The organism is Nitrosomonas communis (genome assembly GCF_001007935.1).
Lineage (GTDB): Bacteria > Pseudomonadota > Gammaproteobacteria > Burkholderiales > Nitrosomonadaceae > Nitrosomonas > Nitrosomonas communis.
The window spans coordinates 1,784,292-1,808,979 of sequence record NZ_CP011451.1 but is presented as its reverse complement, the minus strand read 5'-3'; the positions used below and the strand labels follow the sequence as shown (position 1 = coordinate 1,808,979).

General features: G+C 43.4%; 23 protein-coding genes, 1 tRNA gene and 3 pseudogenes. 16 read left to right on the top strand and 11 right to left on the bottom strand.

Features of this window, described 5'->3' with window-relative positions; translation table 11 throughout:
• Nucleotides 1-96: 96 nt before the first annotated feature.
• Nucleotides 97-1,515 (bottom strand): homospermidine synthase, encoded by a 1,419-nt coding sequence (locus AAW31_RS08255; RefSeq protein WP_046849871.1) that lies wholly within the window; start codon nt 1,513-1,515, stop codon nt 97-99.
• 128 nt (nt 1,516-1,643) lie between these two features.
• Between AAW31_RS08255 and AAW31_RS08250 the strand changes: the two genes are divergently transcribed.
• From AAW31_RS08250 to AAW31_RS08240, 3 genes are all read left to right on the top strand, one after another.
• Nucleotides 1,644-1,853, top strand: a complete 210-nt coding sequence (locus tag AAW31_RS08250) for a DUF3460 family protein (RefSeq protein ID WP_046849870.1) — start codon at nt 1,644-1,646, stop codon at nt 1,851-1,853.
• 126 nt (nt 1,854-1,979) lie between these two features.
• Nucleotides 1,980-3,263, top strand: coding sequence for an HlyC/CorC family transporter (locus tag AAW31_RS08245; protein WP_046849869.1), 1,284 nt, complete (start codon nt 1,980-1,982; stop codon nt 3,261-3,263).
• Nucleotides 3,264-3,316: 53 nt separating this feature from the next.
• Nucleotides 3,317-3,392 (top strand) — tRNA-Arg (locus AAW31_RS08240).
• A gap of 143 nt (nt 3,393-3,535) precedes the next feature.
• Here AAW31_RS08240 and AAW31_RS08235 read toward each other — a convergent pair.
• The 3 genes from AAW31_RS08235 to AAW31_RS08225 form a co-directional block, all read right to left on the bottom strand.
• Nucleotides 3,536-3,964: a c-type cytochrome gene (locus AAW31_RS08235; RefSeq protein ID WP_235264536.1), complete on the bottom strand. Its 429-nt coding sequence runs from the start codon at nt 3,962-3,964 to the stop codon at nt 3,536-3,538.
• 125 nt (nt 3,965-4,089) lie between these two features.
• On the bottom strand, nt 4,090-4,545 hold the full coding sequence (locus AAW31_RS08230; RefSeq protein ID WP_235264535.1) for a DUF411 domain-containing protein: 456 nt from the start codon (nt 4,543-4,545) through the stop codon (nt 4,090-4,092).
• Nucleotides 4,546-4,553: 8 nt separating this feature from the next.
• A complete protein-coding gene (locus tag AAW31_RS08225) occupies nt 4,554-5,021 on the bottom strand; it encodes a cupredoxin domain-containing protein (protein ID WP_046849866.1) in 468 nt (155 codons plus the stop codon).
• A 171-nt stretch (nt 5,022-5,192) separates the two neighbouring features.
• On the opposite strand from AAW31_RS08225, the gene ttcA reads away from it, so the two are divergent.
• On the top strand, nt 5,193-6,116 hold the full coding sequence (gene ttcA / locus AAW31_RS08220) for a tRNA 2-thiocytidine(32) synthetase TtcA (protein WP_046851621.1): 924 nt from the start codon (nt 5,193-5,195) through the stop codon (nt 6,114-6,116).
• 11 nt (nt 6,117-6,127) lie between these two features.
• Here ttcA and AAW31_RS08215 read toward each other — a convergent pair whose 3' ends face one another.
• Genes AAW31_RS08215 through cutA form a run of 4 tightly spaced genes read right to left on the bottom strand, consistent with a single transcriptional unit; the run spans nt 6,128 to nt 9,401 of the window.
• The gene (locus AAW31_RS08215) at nt 6,128-6,514 is read right to left on the bottom strand and encodes a DUF2784 domain-containing protein (RefSeq protein ID WP_046851620.1); all 387 of its coding nucleotides are present in this window, start codon (nt 6,512-6,514) and stop codon (nt 6,128-6,130) included.
• 11 nt (nt 6,515-6,525) lie between these two features.
• A complete protein-coding gene (locus tag AAW31_RS08210) occupies nt 6,526-7,065 on the bottom strand; it encodes a TlpA family protein disulfide reductase (protein ID WP_046849865.1) in 540 nt (179 codons plus the stop codon).
• A gap of 43 nt (nt 7,066-7,108) precedes the next feature.
• Nucleotides 7,109-9,043, bottom strand: coding sequence for a protein-disulfide reductase DsbD (dsbD, locus tag AAW31_RS08205; protein WP_046849864.1), 1,935 nt, complete (start codon nt 9,041-9,043; stop codon nt 7,109-7,111).
• Between the two features lie 34 nt (nt 9,044-9,077).
• The gene (gene cutA, locus AAW31_RS08200) at nt 9,078-9,401 is read right to left on the bottom strand and encodes a divalent-cation tolerance protein CutA (protein ID WP_046849863.1); all 324 of its coding nucleotides are present in this window, start codon (nt 9,399-9,401) and stop codon (nt 9,078-9,080) included.
• A gap of 1,073 nt (nt 9,402-10,474) precedes the next feature.
• Between cutA and AAW31_RS08190 the strand changes: the two are divergent.
• From AAW31_RS08190 to AAW31_RS08145, 11 genes and pseudogenes are all read left to right on the top strand, one after another.
• Nucleotides 10,475-11,308: pseudogene (locus AAW31_RS08190) on the top strand (CapA family protein); the annotation flags it as partial.
• Between the two features lie 366 nt (nt 11,309-11,674).
• A pseudogene (locus tag AAW31_RS21920) lies at nt 11,675-12,495 on the top strand (ISAzo13 family transposase); the annotation flags it as partial.
• 9 nt (nt 12,496-12,504) lie between these two features.
• A complete protein-coding gene (locus tag AAW31_RS23570) occupies nt 12,505-12,795 on the top strand; it encodes an ISAzo13-like element transposase-related protein (protein WP_407667748.1) in 291 nt (96 codons plus the stop codon).
• Between the two features lie 206 nt (nt 12,796-13,001).
• Nucleotides 13,002-13,601 (top strand): NAD(P)H:quinone oxidoreductase, encoded by a 600-nt coding sequence (wrbA, locus tag AAW31_RS08180; protein WP_046849861.1) that lies wholly within the window; start codon nt 13,002-13,004, stop codon nt 13,599-13,601.
• A 187-nt stretch (nt 13,602-13,788) separates the two neighbouring features.
• Nucleotides 13,789-14,610: a DODA-type extradiol aromatic ring-opening family dioxygenase gene (locus AAW31_RS08175; protein ID WP_046849860.1), complete on the top strand. Its 822-nt coding sequence runs from the start codon at nt 13,789-13,791 to the stop codon at nt 14,608-14,610.
• Nucleotides 14,611-14,690: 80 nt separating this feature from the next.
• The gene (locus AAW31_RS08170) at nt 14,691-15,029 is read left to right on the top strand and encodes a c-type cytochrome (protein ID WP_046849859.1); all 339 of its coding nucleotides are present in this window, start codon (nt 14,691-14,693) and stop codon (nt 15,027-15,029) included.
• A 14-nt stretch (nt 15,030-15,043) separates the two neighbouring features.
• Entirely contained in the window at nt 15,044-15,991 is a 948-nt protein-coding gene (locus tag AAW31_RS08165; RefSeq protein WP_046849858.1) for a hypothetical protein, read from the top strand.
• A 12-nt stretch (nt 15,992-16,003) separates the two neighbouring features.
• Nucleotides 16,004-17,548 (top strand): FAD-binding oxidoreductase, encoded by a 1,545-nt coding sequence (locus tag AAW31_RS08160; protein WP_046849857.1) that lies wholly within the window; start codon nt 16,004-16,006, stop codon nt 17,546-17,548.
• A 50-nt stretch (nt 17,549-17,598) separates the two neighbouring features.
• Nucleotides 17,599-18,708, top strand: a complete 1,110-nt coding sequence (locus AAW31_RS08155) for an NAD(P)-dependent alcohol dehydrogenase (RefSeq protein ID WP_046849856.1) — start codon at nt 17,599-17,601, stop codon at nt 18,706-18,708.
• 47 nt (nt 18,709-18,755) lie between these two features.
• A pseudogene (locus tag AAW31_RS23565) lies at nt 18,756-19,898 on the top strand (aldehyde dehydrogenase family protein).
• Between the two features lie 436 nt (nt 19,899-20,334).
• Nucleotides 20,335-20,829: a hypothetical protein gene (locus tag AAW31_RS08145; protein WP_046849855.1), complete on the top strand. Its 495-nt coding sequence runs from the start codon at nt 20,335-20,337 to the stop codon at nt 20,827-20,829.
• 220 nt (nt 20,830-21,049) lie between these two features.
• Here AAW31_RS08145 and AAW31_RS08140 read toward each other — a convergent pair whose 3' ends face one another.
• Nucleotides 21,050-21,349 (bottom strand): hypothetical protein, encoded by a 300-nt coding sequence (locus tag AAW31_RS08140; protein WP_158441449.1) that lies wholly within the window; start codon nt 21,347-21,349, stop codon nt 21,050-21,052.
• Nucleotides 21,350-21,394: 45 nt separating this feature from the next.
• Here AAW31_RS08140 and AAW31_RS08135 point away from each other — a divergent pair, with 45 nt between their 5' ends.
• Nucleotides 21,395-22,186, top strand: a complete 792-nt coding sequence (locus tag AAW31_RS08135; protein ID WP_046849853.1) for a carbonic anhydrase — start codon at nt 21,395-21,397, stop codon at nt 22,184-22,186.
• A gap of 141 nt (nt 22,187-22,327) precedes the next feature.
• On the opposite strand, the gene AAW31_RS08130 is transcribed toward AAW31_RS08135, so the two are convergent.
• Nucleotides 22,328-23,464 carry a PilT/PilU family type 4a pilus ATPase gene (locus AAW31_RS08130; protein WP_046849852.1) on the bottom strand — a complete coding sequence of 379 codons (1,137 nt, stop codon included), beginning with the start codon at nt 23,462-23,464 and terminating at the stop codon, nt 22,328-22,330.
• Between the two features lie 135 nt (nt 23,465-23,599).
• On the bottom strand, nt 23,600-24,643 hold the full coding sequence (locus tag AAW31_RS08125; RefSeq protein ID WP_046849851.1) for a type IV pilus twitching motility protein PilT: 1,044 nt from the start codon (nt 24,641-24,643) through the stop codon (nt 23,600-23,602).
• Nucleotides 24,644-24,688 lie beyond the last annotated feature (45 nt).

Sequence of the window (24,688 nt, the reverse complement as noted above, 5' to 3'; positions counted from 1 at the left end):
ATCGACTACATCACGATATTGTATTGCAAATCAAGCAATACACCCAACCGGGTTTTCTTATCTACGCCGTAAAAACAAAAGCTATTGATCGACTATTCAACTAACACGAAAATTCTTGAATTGCCATGGATCGGTTTTATCCAAATCTTCTTCAAACAGCTCTCCTCGTCCGCTAAGTGGGGTCCAGTCACTATATTGCGCCACCATTTTCCCCAAGTAAGAAGCCGCCACTTTCTGAATATCCTCAAAAGGCATTTCATCGGGCTCAACAATACCGGCTTGCTGGTTTTTCATGGCCCAGATTACCCCCCCTAATATACCCGCTGCCACTTGCAAACTAGTGGCATTGTTGTAAGGAGCAAGCTTGCGCGCCTCATGGATAGACAGTACCGAGCCATACCAATATACTCCTTTGGCATGTCCCATCAACAACACCCCAAGCTCATCGGCACCATTAAAAATATCCTCCATAGGTAAGCGAGCTTTTGATTGCAGCTTAAAATTCTTGCCATTGAACTCGTGTATTGAGAGAACAGCTGCATCACAAGGATGATACGCATAATAAACTGTGGGACGGTAGCAAAGCTTATTTCCTTCTTTGACTGTTAAATAATCCGCAATGGAGATGGACTCACTATGCGTAATCAAAAAACCGCGATAAGCTCCTTCAAGCGGAGTCCAGCCATAAATTTGCGTTTGAATACCCGGCCGTGCCAAGTAAATAGCCGCATCACAACCAAAACCATGACGTCTTCCATCAAGCGGTATATGCTTTTCATGGCTTCCCCACCCTAACTCCGCAGGTTGTATTCCTTCGGAGACAAAGCCATCAATTGACCAGGTGTTAACAAACTCATCAACCTGCTTCGGCGGATTGATTGTTTGCGTATCACGCTCTGCACATTGAATAACGGAAACATTGAGCATCTGCGCCAACTTTGCCCATTGGTTACGCGTAGCCGGGGTTTCTAAACTTAAGCCAATATCATGCGCGATATTCAGCAGCGCTTGCTTAACCCAATGAGAAACAAGACCAGGGTTAACCCCATGAGAAAGAACAGCTGTCGGACCGCATCCTAATTTTTCACGCAGCGCCAGCGCTTTCTCACGTAATCCATAGTTAGAGCGCTCAGAAAGTGATAAATTGGTGTCAGCATAGCCACCTATCCAAGGTTCAATACAAGTATCAAGATAAAGCGCACCTCGTGTGTGGCATAATTCAATTAATGCCAGACTGGATACATTGACAGATACATTAAGTAAAAAATCACCAGGCTCTAGCAGGGGGCCAAGTATTGGACGATAATTCTGCGGTGTCAGTGGATTAACCTCGAAGGAGATATTTTGATTTTCTGCTTCAATTTTTCCCCTTTCATCTGCAGCAATAATCCTAATCTGGGAAGGTAAAATATCAACATGCCTTAATAATAAGGGAAGAAATCCTTGTCCAACACTCCCGAAGCCAATAAATATAAATTTCCTGTTAAATTTGAATAGCTTTTCATTACTAACCATTAGCTTAATCTTTTCTTAATCATTTTTCTTCTTTTATAATTTACCCAGTTGAAGTTATCATTAGCAAAAGTTACATTTACAAAAACAATCCAATCAATTGTAGTTAAAGTTTACAAATTATTACTATTATGAGCAAACCGACTATAGACAATTATGAATCTGAGCACACTCAATTTCTGCGAGAATTATTTGAAAAAAGACCCTACTTGGCCGAGCAGCAAAAGGAAGCTCGCGCTATGTGGTGGGATAAGAAACTGAATCAAGAAGAACTTAAGCGTTTTACCGAGTCGAAAGTTCCACAAAGTAGTTATGTTTATTTCGATTGGCTAAAGAAATAGAGTTTAAAGATAGAAAGTCTTCTTCAACAATATATGTGTGCTAGCAGCTGAAACCAATTCATAAGTTGGTATGAGGCTGAAGTTGTTTTTACGCTTGATTGCGGAAAGTTACAAGGACAAAGCCATTTGGAAGACGTACCTTTATCTGTATTACTTGTAGCATTATTTTTATTACTCATTTTATCTGGTTTTTTTTCGCTTTCTGAAACCAGCATGATGGCAATTAATCGCTATCGCTTGAAGCATCTTGCTAAACAGGGGCATCGCGGCGCTCGCTTAACAACTCAATTATTAGTCAACACCGACAAATTGCTCGGTGTCATTTTGCTTGGAAACAATCTATTAAATACAGCCGCGGCCACCCTGGTGGCAGTAATCATTTCTATGTTCTTTGCACACAATGATTTGGCGCTACTTATCGGCACAATAGGTGTAACACTGGCAATACTGATATTCAGCGAGATTACGCCCAAAGTTATCGCCGCTGCCTATCCAGAGAAAATTGCATTACCGGCAAGCTACGTATTAACACCCTTGTTAAAAATTTTCTACCCTGTCGTTTGGTTTGTTAATCTTTTCGTCCAAGGACTATTAATCCTCTTTCGCCTAAAGCTTAACGAAAATACAACTCATAAAATGAGTCCTGAAGAACTTAAAACACTTGTTCTGGAAGCTGGCCATTTCATCCAGAAGAAACATCAGAGCGTACTGATTAATCTTGTTGATCTTGAAACCGTTACCGTTGACGATGTCATTGTGCCACGAAGTCAGATTGAAGCCATCGATCTGGAGGCTGATGATGAAACCATCCATGATCAACTACTAACCTGCCACCATACTCGATTGCCGGTATATCGCGGACATCTTGATAATGTAGTCGGAATCATTCACGTACGCAAAATATTCAACCAAATGAGAGATGGAAAAATTACTGCGACCATACTTGAGAAAGTTATGCAGGAGCCTTACTTCATCCCATCTGCCACCCCCTTGTTTTCACAATTGCAACTATTTCAGGAAAATCGGAAACGAATAGGTTTGGTTGTTGATGAGTATGGTGAGTGGATAGGGCTGGTAACCCTCGAAGATATTCTTGAGGAAATTATTGGTGAATTTACCACACACCCACCTACTCAGACGAGCACATTCATTCGGCAGTCAGATGGTAGTATAATTGTAGAAGGTAGTGTGTTATTACGTGATCTTAACCGGAAGCTTGGGTTGCAATTGCCTTTAGATGGACCTAAAACTTTAAACGGTTTGATTTTGGAGCATTTTCAGGATATCCCAGAGGCTGGGATTGGATTAAATATAGCTGGGTATCTCCTGGAGATTATTCAAACGAAAAATAAAGTAGTCAAAGTTGTCCGTATTTATCCAGGTTTGCCAAAGCCTGGGTTAAAGGAATAAATCCAGATAGATGTTTCTTTATCATCATTCCCTATCGGGAATTTAAGTATTAAGCGCTCATAGCTCAGTGGATAGAGTACCGCCCTCCGAAGGCGGGGGTCACACGTTCGAATCGTGTTGGGCGCGCCATCATCAGCCACTCGTTATCAAATACTGAGTAGTCATTTCATTTCTCAATCAAACTTGACGCAAAGACGAGCCGCAGACAGAGTATCAATCATACGGCAAGGTGCAGCCGACAAAGTCAGCTTACTTATGCTTGAAAAAGCGGTTTATTGGCGATGCTCAATTCGTTTATACCAAGCATCATATACCTCATCAGGCCATAAAGACTTAATCCAAACAAGAATATCCTCTATTTCCTGTTCTGTAAGTTTACCTTCCCAACCGGGCATACGGCCTTCTCCAGGAGGACCACCTTTTAAAATGAAACGTTTCAATTCCTCAGTCGAATGATGCCAAGCATGCGCTGTGCCATCCAAAGGAGGCGGCGGGTACCGCCCATTTTCCAATGGTTTTCTCCAATTGGGTGTGGCTTCAGCATTTGGTCCATGACAAACAGCACAATTCTCGCGAAAAATTGCCCGCCCTCGAGTAATCTGGGCGGGATCAAAATTTCGCTCAACTATTTCAGTCTGTCCTTGTTGGATCTGCTGCAGAAGCTTATTGGCAGTAGAAATAGAATCGGTACAGCCCGACATTAAAATAAATCCAGTTATCGTTAAAGTCGGCAGCAAACACTTTTTCATTTCAAGCCACATAAGCGTATAAAAAAGCAAAAATCTTTTAGAGTTAATAGAGAATATTGGATTTTACTTATCGTTTTTTATTTAGAAGGATAGCTGCTGTAAACGGCGGCATCACGTCGTTGGTCGCCTTTTTGTTTGACCAGAAGGACATTGTAAGGATCGCTACGTGCGCCTTCCATACCGGGGGAACCATGGGGCATATCAGGAACTGCCAAGCCAACCGCTTCAGGGCGTTCTCGCAGAAGCCGCTTGATATCACGTGCAGGCACATGCCCTTCAATGGCATAGCCGCTGACCAGGGCGGTATGGCAAGAGCTTAAAGAAGGAGAGATACCTGCGCGCGCTCTTGCTTCTTTATTACCCACATCATGGGTATTCACGGTAAACCCATTATCTCTCAGATGATCAACCCATTTTGAGCAGCAGCCACATGTCGGGCTTTTATAAACTTCAACTGTTTCAGCGGCAAAAGTCGACAATGTTGTTAAGGCTAATGCACCAGCCATCATCGATTTCAACAAAAATCTATTCATTGCTATTTTCATTTCATCTCCACATATATCTCGCCGCGCATCCCTTTGAAATGTCCAGGATAACCACAAGCAAAATTAACTATACCACTTTCTGTAAAATGCCATATGAGCTCTTTTTGCTCACGTGGCAGCATATCAACATAGTTGGGACTGTCACTGATGAAACCAGGATTCGAACGCATCATTTTGGCGTGTTTGTTTAAATTTTCCAAGGAATCAATGACCATTTCATGTCGCCTCATACCTTCGTTCTTAACAATAAATTTGATCGTTTCACCTTGCCTCACATTAATTTTGGAAGGTAAAAAGTAATTATCCATTATCGTTATTTCTATCGTACGTGTCACATTCGCAGGATCACCTGGCTTACCAATGGCCGAAGGATTGATACTATGTTGATTGTGATTCAAACCAGCCGATACACTCACCACCCAGAACATCATAATCGAGAAGAATACGGTGATATGCTTCTTCATATAATTCTGCCCTCTGTGCTTATGGTACAAAACTGTGATTTTAAATCCAACTGTTAGAACGCGTTACTGTTTTATTGTTCCGGCTGTTAAACTATTTATTTTTAGTTTGTTACAACCAGTGATATAACCAATAAAGTATTTTAGAACTTTCACACGACAACATTTCTCATGATGGAACCTTTATCCAAAAAAGTGCAATATAACACCAACAAACTTCGTAAACGATTACGTCGCCTGGTAGGTACGGCTATCTCTGATTTTAATATGATCGAACCTGGCGACCGGGTGATGGTTTGTTTATCGGGCGGAAAAGATAGCTATGCTCTGCTCGATATTTTGCGCAATCTTCAGGCACATGCTCCCTTGGATTTTGAACTGATTGCGGTCAACCTGGATCAGAAACAACCTGGTTTCCCTGAGCATGTCCTACCTGAATATCTCACGCAAATAGGTATGCCATTTCGCATTGTTGAGCAGGATACCTATAGTGTCGTTAAACGGGTAATCGCTGAAGGAAAAACCACATGCAGTTTATGTTCCCGTTTACGCCGCGGCGTACTCTACCGTGTGGCAACTGAACTTGGCGTGACCAAAATAGCTTTAGGTCATCACAGGGACGACATACTCGAAACTTTTTTCCTCAACATGTTTTATGGCGGCAAGCTCAAAGCAATGCCGCCCAAGCTCATTAGTGATGACGGTCATCATATCGTCATTCGTCCATTGGCTTATTGCAAAGAAAAGGATCTGGCTGTTTACGCTGAAATTGAGAATTTTCCAATTATTCCCTGTAACTTATGTGGTTCTCAGAAAAATATGCAACGCCAGGTAATCAAAGAAATGATGCAGCAATGGGATAAAAAGTTCCCAGGAAGGCTCGAAACGATGTTTACTGCGCTCCAGAATGTGCAATTATCTCACTTAGCAGACAAAGCGCGCTACAATTTCCAAGGGCTCAAACCCAATGGCGCTCCCGTCGCTGATGGGGATAAGGCTTTTGATGAAGAAATATTTGAGCCACCGATTGCAGAGCTCCTTTCTCTGACTAAAAATACTCTGACTAAAAATAACTTAACCGAAATAGAAAGTGATTAGACTGTTCATCCCTAACGCTTAAACTTCAATTTGCTGGGAATGTTTGGTGGAACCAACTTGAAAGTGATCGCTACTAACAGCGCAAATACCACATAACTTGCCGTGAGTACGCCTTCAGGAAAATCATAATATAGCATTCGATGTAACCAGTACTGGATAAAACTTTGCTCTGCTTTGATTCCACGTAACTCGTTCTCCCAACTCGTGAGTGGGCAAATTACACCGATCAGCGACTCAGCCACAACAAACAGTATGGCTGCAAGATGGGTGAGTCGAAATACAAAATTCCGGACAAATTTTAGATGCAGCCACTCACCCATCCAAATAACAGGAAGACTGCCTACAACGAATAACACGAACAAAAAATGAATGATCAATATGATGTCCGCTAACTGCATCCCTTCCAAAGTTATAGCAAAGGTTTCAGTACTTTTTCAACTTTATCCATGTGGATGCGGCCTAAATGAGTATCAACAATTTCTCCCGCGCGATTGATCATCACTGTGTAAGGTAGCGCACCTTGCGGATTACCCATTGCCTCTGCGAGTGAAAAAGCATCCAAATCCCCCACCACGACAGGATAATTAATGGCAAATTCTTTACTAAACGCATCTACCCTTTCTTTTTGATCGATAGCAATACCTACTACCACCAACCCCTGCTCACGAAATTTATCTTGTGTTTCAATAAATTCTGGTATTTCTTCACGACAGGGTGCGCACCAGGTAGCCCAGAAATTTACGAGCAACACATTGCCGCGCCATTGAGAGAAAGACTGCGTATTCCCTTCGATATCCGGAAAACTAGCAGCAAAGAACGCTTCCGCGCCCGCTTGTTTCTGAGGGCTGCTTAACTTTGGGTTCACTTGGAGAGCCTTGAACATAAATCCTGCAGTTATCGCTCCCAAAGCGATAGCAACATAAAGCAACCACTTGCCTAACTTTGACATGCAATCTTTCCTTGTGGATTAATTAAACGGTAAAACAGATAAGCTAAATCAATACTGCATCCAATACAGTAAGAAAATCTTTCTTATTGAGATAGCCAATGATTTTGATGTTCGGTACCTCGTTCCCTTGGCGGTCAAGAAATAGAATTCCGGGTGGACCAAACAATTTGAAACGTTTCAGTAGCGCTGTATCATCCGGTGTTCCAGCAGTCACATCTACTTGTAATAACACCACATCTTTTAATCGCGCTTGCACGTTTGCATCAGTAAATGTAAAGCGCTCCATTTCCTTGCAGGAAATACACCAGTCAGCATAAAAATCTACCATGATGTATTTATTTTTTGATTGCTGGATCACTTCATCAAGCTCAGCAATTGTTTTTATCCGCTGAAATGGCAGATGGTCAGCTTGATTCAAGCTCACAGACTGCGCCACTTCATTGTTCCCTGCACTAGCAACACTCAATTTTGAGAGAGGCTGCAGAATATCCCGGCTGCCAGACAATACGCCGATCAAAAGAGCAACCCCGGTCAGTAACGCAATGACCCCAAGGCCTTTAAGAAATTTTCTGAAACCAGATGCTCTTTCAGGTAACGGATCGATTGCATGCAGATAAATTGCCGAGATAATGAGTAGCGCGGCCCATAGCAACATATGAGCGACTTCAGAAATCACCGGTGATATCAGCCAGATGGCAACCGCCAACAACAGCACACCAAAAAACTGCTGGATGGATTCCATCCATGGGCCTGATTTAGGTAACAGCGCACCTGCTGAAGCTCCCAATAATAATAGCGGTACACCCATACCCAGCGCCATCATGAATAATGACGCTCCACCCAATACGACATCACGGGTCTGACTGATATAGAGCAGCGCACCGGCAAGGGGAGCTGCTACACAAGGGCTGACAATCAAGGCAGACAGTGCCCCCATGCCAAAGACACCAGATAAGTGCCCTCCTCTCAAATGTCCTGCTTCTTCTGAAAGCTTGCTCTGGAGGAAGCTGGGTAACTGCAATTCATAAAAGCCAAACATTGAAAAAGCTAATACGACAAAGATCAGCGCAAAGGTACCTAGTACCCAGGCATTTTGCAAAGCCGCAGACAGCATCGCACCTGATAAGCCGGCCGCAATACCTGCAATGGCATAAGCAATCGCCATTCCCAGGACATAAGCCAGCGCAAGAACAAGCCCGCGTCGTTTAGTAAGATGCTGACTCCTATTGGCAATAATGCCCGATAAAATTGGAAACATGGGAAAAACGCATGGCGTAAACGCGAGCAATAAGCCTATGCCAAAAAAACCGGTCAATATCAACCAGAAATTACCGCTCGCAAACATTTGTTCAATTTTGTACGACTCCGTTTCAATAGCGGGTAAGCCTGCGGGTGTTTGGAACAATTCTGCAGCAGCATCCACATTCGCAGCCGCTGCGTTGCCACTGATCGTCTCAGCAGCCGTATTCAGAGCGGCTTTGATTGTCGGCAGGGTGATATCGTTTTCTTTTTTGATCGGGGCATAGCACACACCGATCGGTTCATTACATCCCTGATAAGTTGCGGCAAGAGAAAGCTGGTTTACAGCTGGCACTTCTCGTTTTAATGAAATAACTGCCTGAACAGGCTGATAATAAACTTCCGTCTTACCAAAGGTCTGATCCTCCTTCATCTTGCCGGGTGGCAAGATGATTTTTTCTATATGGATACCATCACTTTTCGGCTCAAAGGCAATTTTATCGCGATAAAGATAGTAGTCCTTTGCAGGAATAAGATTGGCAATGAGTGTATGCTCATCTTTCACCTCAATCGAAAACTTAAATGCCTCATCCGGAGGCAGTAACTCCTGTTCTGCTTGCCCAAAACCAGCACCTAATTTCTGCAAGATCGATAGTACGCTGGAGCGTTTTTCTTCTTCAGCCACTACATTTGTACTAACAAAAATAAATAAAATTAAAAAAAATTGAATTAAACGCATAGCTGACCCAAATTTGTTTTTTTATATTGCTAATTCAAGAATGATTGGTCACTTCATCGGCAACCCATTGTATATACGCTGGCAATCCCAACTTTACAGGGACTGCAATAATCTCAGGGAGTTCATAAGGGTGAATGGCTTTAATGATTTCTTCTATCACCCTATAATGTTTTGCTAATGTTTTGATTAAGACCGGTATCTCATTGCTTACTTCAGTCTCTCCCTGCCATCGGTATATTGAAGTGGATTCGGCCAAAATATTGATGCACGCTGCAGCTCGACGTTCAATGAGTTTTTGAGCAAGCGTTAACGCGCTCGTTTTGTCAGGAAAATTGGTGATAATAAGTATAACTTCCATTTTGTCTCACACACAGGAAGATTCAAAAATCAGGAAGATTCAAAACCTTTTATTATTTTTTATACTAAACTCAAATTACTTTGACTATGCACGAATCTATCAAGTTTATAATAACTGATAGAAATTAATATATAAGATAACCCCATATGCTTAAAAGACTATTTTTATTAATTCAATTCCTTTCCTTGATTGCTCCCGTCGGTATCTTTTTTACGTATATTATAATGGATGAAGGCGATCAATTCACTTATGAGCATTATTGGGTAACAGGAATGAGTTTTATTCCTTTTTTGTTCACGCTGCTATTAAGAAGCGTATTTCTGGATATTAATAAAAAATAATATCCTGATTAAACAGAAAATTAATAACTCCTTATTTCAAGTAACTTAAAGAAATAAGAAGTAGAAATGATCTTTTAAGGGCACCTCTAAAAATTCAGATTTTTAAACAGGACGAGGCGAGAACAAAAGATGTTGACGCAGCATATAGTTGATATGTAATAATAATTTATGGTGAGCAACAAAGTATTGTGACGAAATATGAATTTTTAGAGGCGCCCTTAAGTTAATTTATTCAGCTTTTTGTGTCACTTTAATGATAACCAGAAAGTTATGCTTATCCTTGTTTCCAATATTCTTAGGATGTACAGCTCTAATTCGTGTAGAAGGGAGTAACTTAATTTGTGAAATTGAGAGTAGTAACAATCAATATGTATTGAGAGTTAGTCCTACTACTGATCTCTATAGTTTTGATAAGCTAGATTTATCAAATCATTTTAGATTTTCAGCTCAATATCTTTATCACCTCAACAAATTAAAAACTTATACATACTATGATTCCAAGGATAGATACGTTCTAATCCACGCCTCAGAACATAAAATTGCCCCCAAAACTTTTGGAGAAAATAAAGTTTATTCGACAGGAATGGAAAGAGAACTATTATTTCATTGTAAGCTTGCTTGCCAATAACCCTATCTATTTATCAAAAAAATCTTGATTATCCTCTTCCTATTAACATTCTATAGTGAAGCCTCCTTCTCAGATCCTTAAGAGATAAAAATCTATTTGCAGGCGATGTAATGCTTGATGAATTACCTGGTCAGTATATAGAAGAAGTTAAAAATCCATTTTCTTCTTTTGATCCATTGTTTAAAAGTGCTGATATTACAATAGGAAATTTAGAATGCTTGGTTGGCACTAGTGGTAAGCCAGAAGATAAACCTTTTACATTTAGAGCTCACCCTCGAGTTATTCCAATATTGAAAGAGTACTTTAGTGCTGTATCCGTTGCAAACAACCATAGTGGAGATTATGGGCTCGAAGCTTTTTCAAGAATGTTGGATTTATTTAATCAGACTGGGTTACGTTACTTTGGTGGAGGGAAAGATATACGGTCTGCTCATAAACCAATACTTTTTGAAGTTAAGGGTAAAAAAATTGCAATTCCTGGTTATAACGAGTATCTTCCGCGAAGTTTCGAGGCACTCGATGACCGGCCGGACATTGCCTGGAACGAAGATGGGTATGTGACGCATGATATTCGAAGCGCCAAAGAGTTTGATAAAGCAGATATTGTAATTGTTTTCCCGCTTTGGGGTTGGGAATCTGAAAAAATGGCTTCTTCTAGACAAAAAAAGCTTGCTCATTTAATGATTGATAGTGGTGACGATGCCATTGTAGGTGGTCACCCATATGTAACTCAGAATATTGAAATATACAAGGGCAAGCCTATTTTATATAGTTTAGGCAATTTTATTTTTAATGGTTTTGAGGATGAGGAATCAACTACTGGCTGGGTAAGTGAGATGACTTTTTCTGTAGACTCAAAAATAAATTGGGTAATTCATGTTGCTAAATTAGATAAGGATGGAATACCTCAGAATTTAGGAAAGTTAGTTGCTGAATAAGATTCAACCATATCATCGCATCGTATTCCCGTATTTGTGCCATAAAATTCTTTGTTATCAATAAGTACAATTTTAATAATTCTAATGAATTAGTGCATTTCAGTGCGAGGTGTGTTTTCAAACATGGAGCCCATGCGGCTATCCATGCGTTTATTTTAGCTAACTGTGGTATTCTGCAAGCGTACACCGATCATATCAACAGTATTGACGCGACCGAGCTGCGCGACCAATCTCAGGCGGCAAGCGTAAAGATGGCGTCGTCATATCTTGACGTGCAGTAACTAAGGAACGAAGATTCAATAACTCCAGAGCTTTGAGTTGTAAATTAAGTTGCCGCGGATAGAGTATTTCGGTTATGTTTTGAAAATGAAGATAACCACATACACCCCTGAAGTCGAAGCACAAATGCGCAATTTTTATCACAGCTTATCGGAAAAAGACCGCCGCCGCTATGCTGCCGTTGAGGCGGCAAAGCTGGGTCACGGAGGGATCACCTACCTTTGTCAGGTATTACACTGCGATGAAGGCACCGTTAGCCGTGGCCTGAAAGAGTTAAAGATGCCGTTGCTTGAAAAGGAGAAACGTATTCGACAAGCAGGGGGTGGGCGAAAGTCAGTTGTGGAGACGATGGCAGGGCTGGATGAAGCTTTTTTAGAGATGTTAAAAAATCATACTGCCGGTTCACCAATGGATGAATCCGTAAAGTGGTCAAATTTGAGCCGCAACGAAATGGCTGAGAAGCTAAAACAGTGCGGATTTAGCGTGAGTGTGACCGTTGTTGATCAATTGCTCGACAAACATCATTTTCGCCGCCGTCAAGCCTTCAAGGTTGAAGCCGGGAAAAAGAACCTGCCGCATCGGGACGAGCAGTTCAAAAATATCGAGCGCCTCAAAGAAGAGTGCCGGGTCCAAGGTAATCCGGTGATGAGTATGGACGTTAAAAAAAAGAATTGATCGGTAATTTTTATCGCCCCGGAAAGCTCTATACCACTGAGGTCGTGCGGGTCAATGATCATGATTTTGCATACTTGGCAGACAGTAAAATTGTGCCTCATGGGCTGTATGACATCCATCGCAAAAGCGGCTATATCGTATTAGGCACGAGCCATGATACCTCTGAATTCGCTTGCACCTGTATCCGGCATGGGTGGTTGAACTATGGTCAACTGGACTATCCAAAGGCGACGAGTATTTTATTGCTCTGCGACTGTGGAGGCAGCAATAATGCACGCCACGCTATCACCAAAGCTTGTAGTGGAGTTATTTTTACCAGTGTCGAGCGGATCAAAGCAGTCATGAGTAAAGCAAAAACTTCTCAGGGACTAAAGGTCTTTATCTCAATTATGGATAGGGTATTTGAAACTGGGCGCAAAGTGGCGGATGGCTTTAAAGAAAATATCACCATTGAGTTTGACCCGTTTTTACCGAAATGGAATTATGTTGCTATTCCATCTGCCAGCATAATTTCTGGGGTTATTAAATCCTGATTCCTAAGATTTGATCTGACAACTCAAAAATTAGAGCCCCATCTAATCTGAAATTGATATTCAAAATTTTTATTGCCATAAATTTGGTTCAGGAATAACCTTATTAAAGTTACAAAACTTTTTTAAAAAATAGAAGCCTATTAGAAATAAAAACGGATGAATTGAATACAAGCCATTTTTCGAACCAGGAAATCAGGAAAGAAAACATGACGAAAGTTCTTGTTCTTTACTACAGTATGTATGGACATATTGAAAGCATGGCGAAAGCAGTTGCGGAAGGGGTGCGAAGCGTGGAGGATACTGAAGTCATTATCAAGCGAGTGCCTGAGCTGATCCCGGAAGAGGTGGCACGAAAGGCCGGTGTCAAGCTTGATCAGGAAGCACCGATTGCGACAGTAGATGAATTACCGAACTATCATGCTATCATCTTTGGTACGCCAACCCGATTTGGCAATATGTGCGCACAGATGCGCAATTTTCTTGATCAGACCGGCCGTTTGTGGCTTGACGGCAACTTGATTGGTAAAATTGCGAGCGTTTTTACGTCTACTGCTACCCAGCACGGGGGTCAGGAAACTACCATTACATCCTTTCATACCACTTTATTACATCACGGCATGATCATTGTAGGTGTTCCCTATTCCTGCCAGGAAATCATGAATATGAGTGAAATTACTGGAGGCTCTCCCTATGGGGCAGGCACACTCGCCGGAGCAGATGGCAGCCGTCAACCGTCAGAAAATGAACTCAAAATTGCTCGCTTTCAGGGAGCTCATGTAGCAAAAATAACCAGGAAATTAGCCTGATTTGCTGATTCAAGAGGGAATGTAATTCCATTTCGAAATCAAAAATGACGCGAAAGTGAGCCACAGACAGTATCAATAATAAGGCAAGGTGAAGCCGACAGAGTCAGGTTTGATTAGAAATGGAATAACAAAAAGCCCCTCTCATGATTGGAATATATTAGTTTTTCTTGCGATAGGGAATAAGTATATGAGCAATCAACCATCAGAGACACTTTCACCTGTGTTGTATATACCGCATGGCGGAGGGCCCTTACCCGTTATGGGCGATAAAGAACATGAAAGGATGGTTTCTTTTCTAAAAGGGATTGCAAAAAATTTGAGTGAGCCTTCAGCCATATTAGTTATCAGTGCTCATTGGGAAGAGGATCAAGCAACCATCACAAGTAACAGCCATCCTGAATTGATTTATGATTACTATGGGTTCCCGGAAAGAGCCTATCAAATCCGTTACCCTGCTCCAGGTCATCCGCAGCTGGCGAAAGCAATCCTTGAAATGATAACAGCCAATGGAATTTCAGCTAAACTGGACGAACAGCGGGGATTTGATCATGGTATGTTTATTCCACTCATGCTGATGTATCCACAGGCACATATTCCCTGCCTCCAATTATCCCTACTCAAGAATTTAGACCCAGGTCAACACATTAATTTAGGGAAAGCCATCACCTCTTTACGAAAGAAAAACGTTCTGATTGTTGGTTCCGGGATGTCCTTTCATAATTTGAAGCGGTTCTTCTCGAGTGGCAATGATGGCAACAAAGAAAACGATGAGTTTGATAGCTGGCTGATAGAAACATGTGCCAGCAGAGATTTTCTGCCAGATGAGCGCGAGCAAAGATTGATTGAGTGGGAGAAAGCTCCCTCTGCTCGATATTGCCACCCTAGAGAAGACCATCTTTTACCGTTACATGTCTGTTATGGTGCTGCCTGTATCGATACACCGACAGCCAAAGTTGTGTTTAACCAGGAAATCATGGGTAAAAGAGTTACGAGCTTTCTGTGGCAGTAGCAGAAAAATTTTATTAACTCTTCTGGGAATACATCACATTACCCACCCGACAACTCACTGAAATTCTGCGGAGGATCAGTATGAAAAAAACAAGATTGGGAGGCGCAGTCGTAGTATTCGGTTTCATGTTGGTAATATTCTTCCCCGCGATAAACCATGCATGGTCAGCGCAGGAAGAGAAACTTAGTGCTGGGTTTGCGTGGAAGGATGGTGCAGAAATTTATGCCAAAATTTGCGCTTATTGCCATGAAACCCAGGTCGGGCCATCCATTCGCAACCGTGAGCTTCCCATAAACTATATCCGCACTATCGTTCGTAATGGAAACCGGGCCATGCCCGCTTTCCGCTCTTCAGAGATCGACGATGAATCACTGACAAAACTGTCGGATTTCATTTCAAAAACGGAAGCTCAGCATTAAGGAGGTCACATCTTATGGATGAAACTCGACGTCACCTCATCAAAGGCATACTCACCGGTGGAACCTTATTGGCTTTGGGTATTCCCAGAATCACTCAAGCAGCCCCCATCAATCAATCGCTGTTCGGCAGTACACATAATTGCCAGCTATTGATGGGGGCTACACCTATCGACGAAGCGTTTGCCAAAGGCGCCCAAACTGCTTGCGCCCTCTATAGCAGTTACTGTCAAGGTATATTGCCGGCATTCCAATTAGAGGATGAGCTATTAACGAATCCTGTGCGCATAGTCGATCTATTGACACAATCTCATAATATGCGCTGGGTTGCCATCATGGATGATGCAAATGCAGCCATATTCACTGAATTGGTACGGAATGCTGAAGGGCGCCTGCTGGCATTAGGTTCACATACTTCTATATCCAGCGATAACATCTCCCTCCCCTTGCGTCATGTGTGGACGACGGCATCACCCGCATACAGTGCCGGGGGATTACTGGCATCAATTCTCATGCAGAATCAGCACAATTTTTCTATTACCGAAAATTTTCTTGCATCGTCATTGGGAGATAGTGCAGGAAAAGAGGTAGACCTATCCGAATTTCTGTCTTATCAGTTGGGTGATCAGCCGCCAATCCGTTTACATTGTGCTGGCGTACCTCCGCTGGAAGCCAGTCAACTTATTGGCTGGAGGGCATCCCAAAATTGGCAACCTGTATTTTCTCAGACCGGTAGTTCTTCCACTTACCAAGATAAAACAGCCAGTGCTACAGCAATTGAGCTTCCCCCCTTTGACAACTGGATAGAAGCCACCGGCTACGCGACTGTAGCGACCGCATTGGGTAAGGGTATACATCAGGAACTTTGCTCCAGGCGCGCATTCGTGCATAGATCAGGTCAGCGTTATCCGCATCATCACGGATTAGCGGGAAAACATTTTGTTTCGTTTGTAATCGACGTGTAGGGAGAACACAGCATGACCAGTAAATATATCGCATTACCTGAAGGCGTAACAGAGAAAGTATTTGATGCAGCTATCAACGATTTTCGCAGCGTGCTTGGCGATGCCGCTGTGCTCATCAGCGCAGAACAACTGGCACCCTACATCAAGACGATGATGCCGGTTTCCGATGCCGAACATGCACCCTCAGCGGCACTTCTGGCCACGACTGTCGAGCAGATTCAAAAGATTGTTGCGATTTGTAACCGATACAAAGTACCGATCTGGACGATTTCGACTGGGAAAAATCTGGGTTATGGCTCGGCAGCTCCTGCTGAGCGCGGTCAGGTCGTGCTTGATCTCAAGCGTATGAATCGTATTCTCGAAGTAGATAAAGATTTGGCCTTTGCTTTGGTGGAACCGGGTGTAACCTATCAGCAGCTTGATGACTATATCAAAGAACACAAACTGGGCTTATGGTTATCCATGCCAGCGCCCTCCGCCATTGCAGGGCCGGTGGGTAATACGCTCGATCGCGGTGTCGGATATACGCCCTACGGAGAACACTTCCTGTTTGCCTGTGGCATGGAAGTTGTCCTTGCCAATGGCGAAGTACTGCGTACGGGAATGGGTTCAATGCCTAACTCCAACACTTGGCAGGTATTTAAATGGGGATACGGCCCTTATCTGGATGGCATTTTTACACAATCCAACTACGGTATTGTCACTAAATTCGGTTTCTGGTTGATGCCTGAACCGCCAGCGTTCAAACCGTTTGTGATTCAATATGAATACGAAGAAGATATCGTAGAGATCGTGGAAACGATTCGTCCGCTGCGCATCAGTGGTGTCATTCCGAATGCAGTAGTCATTGCTCATGCACTGTATGAGGCACCCGTAAAAGCTCGGCGTAGTGATTATGTGTCCGGGCCTGGTTCAATCCCGGATGAAGCAGTCTATCGGATTATGAAAGACCATAAACTAGGTATTTGGAATGTGTATGCGGCTCTCTATGGCACACAGGAGCAGATTGATGTGAATTGGAAAATCGTGACACAGGCTTTTGGTCGATCCGGCAAGGCAAAAATCCTGACAGAGCAGGAAGCGGCAGAGGATCCCGCATTTGTTTATCGTGCCAAGCTCATGCGTGGAGAAATGACACTTACGGAATTTTCGTTGTATAACTGGCGTGGTGGTGGCGGGTCGATGTGGTTCGCACCCGTCTCACAGGCGCGAGGCAGTGAGACGCTCAAGCAGATGTCTCTGACCAAGCAGATTCTTGCCAAATACGGCTTGGATTATTCCGGTGAGTTTATCGTCGGCATGCGTGATATGCATCATATTGTCGACGTACTGTACGATAAAACTGACCCGAAGCAGACGAAAGCAGCCTATCAGTGTTTCGATGAATTGCTGACCGAATTCTCGGCGCGCGGGTATGGAACTTATCGCGTCAACACGGCATTTATGGATAAAGTGGCTGAAACTTATGGCCCGGTACAGAGAAATGTACACAAAATCCTTAAAAAAGCACTGGATCCCAATGGAATTCTTGCCCCGGGGAAATCTGGCATTCGCTAGCTTTCTCTTACCTGTGAACAGCAAACAACCCTTCTAAAGCGGAGGTATCAGTGAGAAAAATCAAGGCAGCAGTTATTCGCCAACAGGGTGGGCCGTTTCAAATTGAAGATCTGATGCAGGATGATCCGCGGTCCGATGAAGTACGCGTTCGCATCGTAGCGGTGGGCATGTGCCATACTGATATGGTCGCGCGCGATCAACTTTATGCGGTGCCGCTGCCAGTGGTGTTGGGGCATGAAGGCTCGGGCGTTGTCGAACAGATAGGTAGCCATGTGAAGAAAGTCGCTGTTGGCGATCATGTTGTGCTGACCTATATGTGGTGCGGACACTGCAAGCCCTGTTTACGTGGTGATTTGACCTATTGCGAACATTTTTATGCGCTGAATTTCAATGGAGCACGCGAAGACGGCAGCACGTCAACCTTTACAGCAGATAATACTTCAGAGCCAGTCCACGATCATTTCTTCGGGCAGTCGTCGTTTGGCACATTTGCGCTCGTGCATGAGCGTAACGTCATCAAGGTCCCCAACGATGCGCCCTTAGAGCTACTCGGCCCGCTGGGTTGCGGCATTCAAACCGGTGCTGGAGCTGTCATAAATGCTCTCAAAGTCAATCCTGGCAGCAGTTTTGCCGCTTTTGGCGGCGGCGCAGTGGGACTCAGTGCCGTGATGGCAGCGCGTGCAGCTGGCGCGACCACCATCATTTCGGCAGACGTAGTGCCTGCGCGCTTGATTCTGGCTATGGAACTGGGCGCAACCCATACTATTAACAGTCGGGAAACCGATCCTGTCGAAGCGGTTCGCAAAATTACCGGAGGAGGCGCTGATTTCACGCTGGAATCAAGTGGACGCCCTGCCGTATTGCGTCAAGCCATTGATGCACTGGCTATTCGGGGAACATGCGGCATTGTCGGCGCCCCTGCTTTGGGTACTGAAGCGAGTTTCGACGTAAATGGGGTGATGACAGCAGGGAAGCGCATTATCGGCATCATCGAAGGCGATAGCAATCCGGATCTTTTTATTCCAGCACTTGTTGAGCTTTATCAGCAGGGAAGATTTCCTTTTGACAAGCAGGTGAAATTCTATTCCCTCGATCAAATCAATCAGGCTGCTGAAGATAGCGAGAAAGGGAGCACGATTAAACCGATCATTCGGCTGTAGTATGAATTTTTGTACTCCCGGGCTCTCTATGAAAACACGCATGAGGAATGCATGATGGAAAAAAAAGATACTCCACCCCCTATTCAAATTTCGACCAGTTACTGATCAACGGCCAGTGGCGTCATGGCAAGGGAATAGAGGTTTTAAATGCCTTGCATCCTTATAATGGCAACATTCTGGTCGAAATACCGCACGCCAATCGTGATGACATGGACGAAGCCGATTGGGGTGCCGCCAAGGCACAACCTGAATGGGCAGCATTATTACCGGGCGAGCGGTGGGCAAGTATGCGGCGAGCGGCACAGATCATGGAAACGCGCCATGAATAGATTGTGTCATGGATCATTCATGAATCCGGTGGAACCCGTAGCAAAGCCAATCTGGAATGGACTGCCGTACATGGCGTACTGCTCGAGGCAACCACACTGTCTTATCTGGTAGAAGGCCGGCTTCTTCCGGCGGATATTCCCGGCAAGGAAAGCCGCATATATCGTAAACCCGTCGGCGTCGTCGGTGTAGTCAGTCCCTGGAACTGGCCATTCCAGCTCACTGCTCGTCTGCAGCACCTGCATTGGCCGTTGGTAACGCTGTTGTTGTGGTCAAGCCAGCCAATGACACACCCCTAACGGGCGGATTGCTATTGGCTAAAATTCTGGAGGAGGCCGGTCTTCCTGCTGATGTACTCAGCATTATCGTCAGTGCAGGCAGCCAGATTGGCGATGCATTTGTTACTCACCCGATTCCTCGTGTTATATCATTTATCGGTTCCACACCGGTTGGCCGCAATATCACAAAGCTAGCGGCAGAAGGTCCCATGCTGAAACAACTTGAACTGGAGCTGGGCGGTAATGGCCCATTTGTGATATTGAGTGATGCCGACCTGGGGCAAGTTGTGGAAGCTGCGGTGTTTGGTAAGTTTTACACCAAGGCCAAACCTGCATGAGTATTAACCGCTTTACTATTGATGTTCGGATTCACGATGAGTTTGTGAAGCGCTTTGCTGATCGAGTACATCAGTTGAAGTAGGCGATCCCAATGCGCCAGATACCATGATTGGGTTTATTATTAATGAATCCCAGCTAAACGGATTGCAGCGCCGGATTAATGAGGCCATCTCATCAGGAGCCCATCAAATAGTGGGAAGTGAAGCACAAGCCGCATCACTATCCTTTCAATGCACATGTCATTAATTGATGAGTTGAGAAACAAACAAGTACGGCAACTCAACAGCAAAATTGACTGGGATTATCCTTAACCTTGCTTTCATTTTTTTATTTTTCATGAGGTTCAAGCATCTTACTTTAATTTGATCGCCGGCCTCATGCATTAATATCATTCCATTTCTAAATCAAAATTTATCAGCTTTACCTTGCCGTATTATTTATACCGCCTGTAGCTCACCTTTGCGTCATATTTGATCTGGAAATAAAATAAACAAATCGGATTGACCTGCATGTCGAACCAGGGCACAAACCCCATTTAACAGCAAAGGGTGATTGGTAATTGCCTAAAATTTCATTTAGTCTGTTTCATACTATTCCATCTTCACATTTTATTTAGCTTAGATAATGTACCTTATACAAAAGCTGAGATCTTAATGAGCGAAAACAGAGAAGGAGTTGGTTAATGCAACAATTTTTATTAGCCAGGTTTATGCTGATCGGTATTACTCTCTGGCCTCTTATAACTATCGCTAGTCCAGCTTTAGCTGATTATGATCATTGCTTAAAAGCTTCTATGCAAAATAGTAATCAAAAACATGAATTGAGCAATCAGTGTGATGAGGTTTCTCCTGATGACAATTCAAATGTAATAACACTTCCCTCTGACGCGGTGAATAAGACCAAAATTGCTGCCGGCTTCGGTTGGGGAATCTTTAATGGCAGCCTTTACAACAGGAATAAAAATTGTGCTATCGAACAGGTCATTATCAAGCTGATCCCCTCGCAGATAGCAGGCACATCCTCTGAAATCTCGCTTGAAACGAAGGAATACAACATCGACGTGAAAGTATTGCCTTTATCCAGGGGTGCGCTTTCCATGGTTTTAGATTCGGATGGTACACAAGAATTTGAATGGCGTTTAGTCAATATTCTGGGACGAAAGATAAATACAAATTGACAGCATTCCTCCTGCTGCCTTATTTTGATTTCACCATTTTCGTTTTATTTCTTTACAAAGGAGGAAAATTTTATGTTTATTAAAAAATTGCTCTGTTAGAAGCGTTACAGAGCTGTTAGGACTAAAGTTGATGTATTTTTAGCCGATTACCTTACGTGAACGGAAAATCAGTCATATAAATTAAAAGCAAGATAACTGAAGGGCTTAGAAAGTTAATTATTCACCAATTAAGTATGTTTTTATAAATTCTTTTAATACACAAGGACTTTATTATGTTTACTAAAGTTTTGTTAATTGTCTTACTAAGTTTCAGCATTTCGTGTTCCGCAGCAGACACGACATCCAATTCATCCACATCACCCAATTCATCAACAAGCTCAAATGAGCTGATACTGCCAACACAGCAATCTGATTCATCAACTAAGAATGAAACCTCAGAATCATCAAAAGATAACGATTCAGGGGAAGGGCAAGAACCTTCCACTCCCAAAAAGGGGCACCCGATGGAAGAGTACTGCAAAGAGCATACTTGCTAATCTCATAACTAGTTACTGCTGGAGTGATCATGAAAAGAAAATTATTAAGTAATTTATTCGCTGCTGTCATTGTATCTTACGCAACAAGTGTTTTTTCAGAACCACCTCACTGGGACCATACTGAGCAAGAAACCTGGTGGTCCCTTCAGGACACCTCTCAAGCACCACCGTTAAGTTTCCCTTTTGCTGAATGCGGTGTAGGGCAGCATCAATCTCCTATTGACTTGGCTAAAGCAAAAATTGAGGGAACAGAGGTTAATCCTCTGGAAATTTCATATCCTGTTGATAATGCACCAGTTTTTTTCAATACGGGTCATGCGATACAAGTTAATACTTCCTCCGGTTACACAGGCCATCTTAAGATTGGAGAAGAATCGTTTCCGTTAACCCAATTTCATTTTCATGAACCAAGTGAACATGTCGTGGGTACCACTAGTTTTCCAGCTGAATTGCACTATGTTCATGTCAAGAGCGATGGCAGACTGGTCGTTTTGGCAGTGGCAATCAATTTAGGGGATCAAAATCCAGTATTTCAAACGATTCTAGACAATATGCCACCTGATTCAGGTGGTAAAAATCAAAACTCCGGTTTGCAATTCGACCCTGCAGCGTTATTACCAAAACTTGATCAACCGATCCAGTACTTCACCTTAGCAGGATCGTTAACTACCCCGCCCTGTAGCGAAGGTGTTCAATGGTATATTCTCCCCAAATTGATCACCATTTCAGATGCGCAACTTACTCAACTAAAAAGCTTCTACGCTAATAACAATCGTTTACCTCAAGAGGTAAACGGTCGAAATATTTTGACAGGGAAATAATTCTGTACTGATAGACCGATAATTAAGTACTGAATAATCAGGTTGTTATTGAGAAGCAGTCATCCTAAACGGCAGTCTGGTGAAAACCAGACTGCCGGAAACTTTCTAAAATACCCCATGACGACTTCATCCTGCCATAAATCAGGTAATCGTCAAATGCTCAATGCCTTCATTGATGTTTTTGTGTTGCGCTTCTGAGCTGTGCAGTTTGATTTGTAAGCGTAGCTCATTCATGGAATCTGCATTTCTCAGCGCTTCCTCATAACTGATCAGGCCAGCTTCATAAAGCTCAAATAACGCCATATCAAAAGTTTGCATACCGAGCTCGCGCGATTTTTTCATGATCTCTTTGATTTCATGAACTTCACCTTTAAAAATCAGATCTGAGATCAATGGAGAATTCAGCATCACCTCAATTGCTGCCACCCGCCCTTTCCCCTCTTTCCTGGGAATCAGCCGTTGCGCAATCAAGGCTCTCAAATTTAATGATAAATCCATCAACAGCTGTGCTCGGCGTTCTTCCGGAAAAAAATTAATAATGCGGTCAAGCGCCTGGTTGGCACTGTTGGCGTGCAGCGTCCCCATGCATAAGTGGCCCGTCTCGGCAAAAGCAATGGCATGCTCCATGGTTTCACGATCACGAATTTCACCAATCAAAATAAGATCAGGTGCCTGGCGCAAGGTATTCTTGAGTGCTGCTTCCCAGGAATCCGTATCCACGCCCACTTCTCGTTGTGTGATAACGCAGTTAATATGCTCATGCACATATTCTACTGGGTCTTCAATAGTGATGATATGGCCATAACTGTTCTGATTACGGTGTCCGATCAGAGCGGCAAGTGAGGTCGATTTACCTGAGCCGGTACCGCCTGCAAAAATAACTAAACCACGCTTGCTCATCACCACGTCTTTTAGCACAAGCGGCAGACCCAAATCATCAAATTTTGGAATTTGTGTAGTGATCGTGCGAATCACAAGACCTACTCGCTGTTGTTGAATGAATGCATTCACACGAAATCGTCCGATGCCCGCTGGATGAATGGCAAAATTGCACTCCTTGGTCGCTGCAAACTCTGCCGCCTGTTTGTCATTCATGATAGCGCGCGCCAGTTCTGCCGTTTGCTGGGGGGAAAGCGGCTGCTGGGATACGGGGGTCATATTTCCGTCAATTTTAAACGCAGGCGGATAGCCAGCTGTGATAAACAAATCGGAAGCCTTTTTGCTGAGCATTAAATGCAGCAAATCGTGCATAAATTTTGTTGCCTGCTCTTGTTCCATAATAAATTTTAATATCCTTTCCTTTTATTCCATTTCTAAATCAAAAATGACGCGAAGGCGAGCCGTAGACAGTTTCAATAAACGGCAAGGTGAAGCCGACAAAGCCAGTTTTGATTTAGAAATGGATTAGGTATATTAACTTCGAAAATTGTCCTTGTTCATAGCTTTGGCTCTTGCCTCCACCATGGAAACGACATTACGCTTCACCAGATCAGCCAGGTTTTGATCGAGTGTTTGCATTCCTACACTCTGACCGGTCTGAATAGTTGAATACATCTGAGCCACTTTTCCTTCCCGGATCAGGTTACGGATGGCGGGGGTACCGATCATGATCTCATGCGCTGCCACTCGGCCAGTCCCATCTTTAGTTTTCAACAATGCCTGAGAGATCACTGCCCGCAGGGACTCCGATAGCATGGCACGAACCATTTCCTTTTCCTCCGCAGGAAACACATCGATAATACGATCAATGGTTTTGGCGGCAGAACTCGTATGCAGGGTACCGAATACCAAATGACCTGTTTCTGCCGCTGTCAACGCCAAACGAATCGTCTCCAGATCTCGCATCTCACCCACTAAAATAATGTCCGGGTCTTCTCGTAAAGCTGCACGCAATGCATTAGCGAAACTATGGCTATCTTTTCCGATTTCACGTTGATTGATCAGGCATTTCTTACTTTCATGAACAAACTCGATCGGATCCTCAAGTGTAAGAATATGACCATACTGATTCTCATTAATATCGTCGATCATTGCCGCCAGGGTAGTTGACTTACCCGAACCGGTTGGACCTGTTACCAGCACAACGCCTCGCGGTTGCTGCGCAATTTCTGCAAAAATCTTGGGCGCTTTGATCTGCTCCAGTGTTAGCACCTTTGATGGAATTGTGCGCATGACTGAAGCTGCACCTCGATGAGTATTGAATGCATTAACTCGAAAACGCGCAAGATTAGGTACGGCAAAAGAAAAATCGCATTCGAGATGCTCTTCATAGAATTTGCGCTGACTATCATTCATGATGTCATAAATCATGTCATGGACATCTTTATGCTCCATGGCTGGCAGATTGATGCGCCGGACATCACCATGTACACGTATCATTGGTGGCATACCCGCAGACAAATGCAAATCAGATGCATTATTCTTGACCACAAAGGCAAGTAGTTCTACTATGTTCATTTACGTTTTCCCTAGATGCTATGAGTAGGTAAGGTTGGTCTTCAT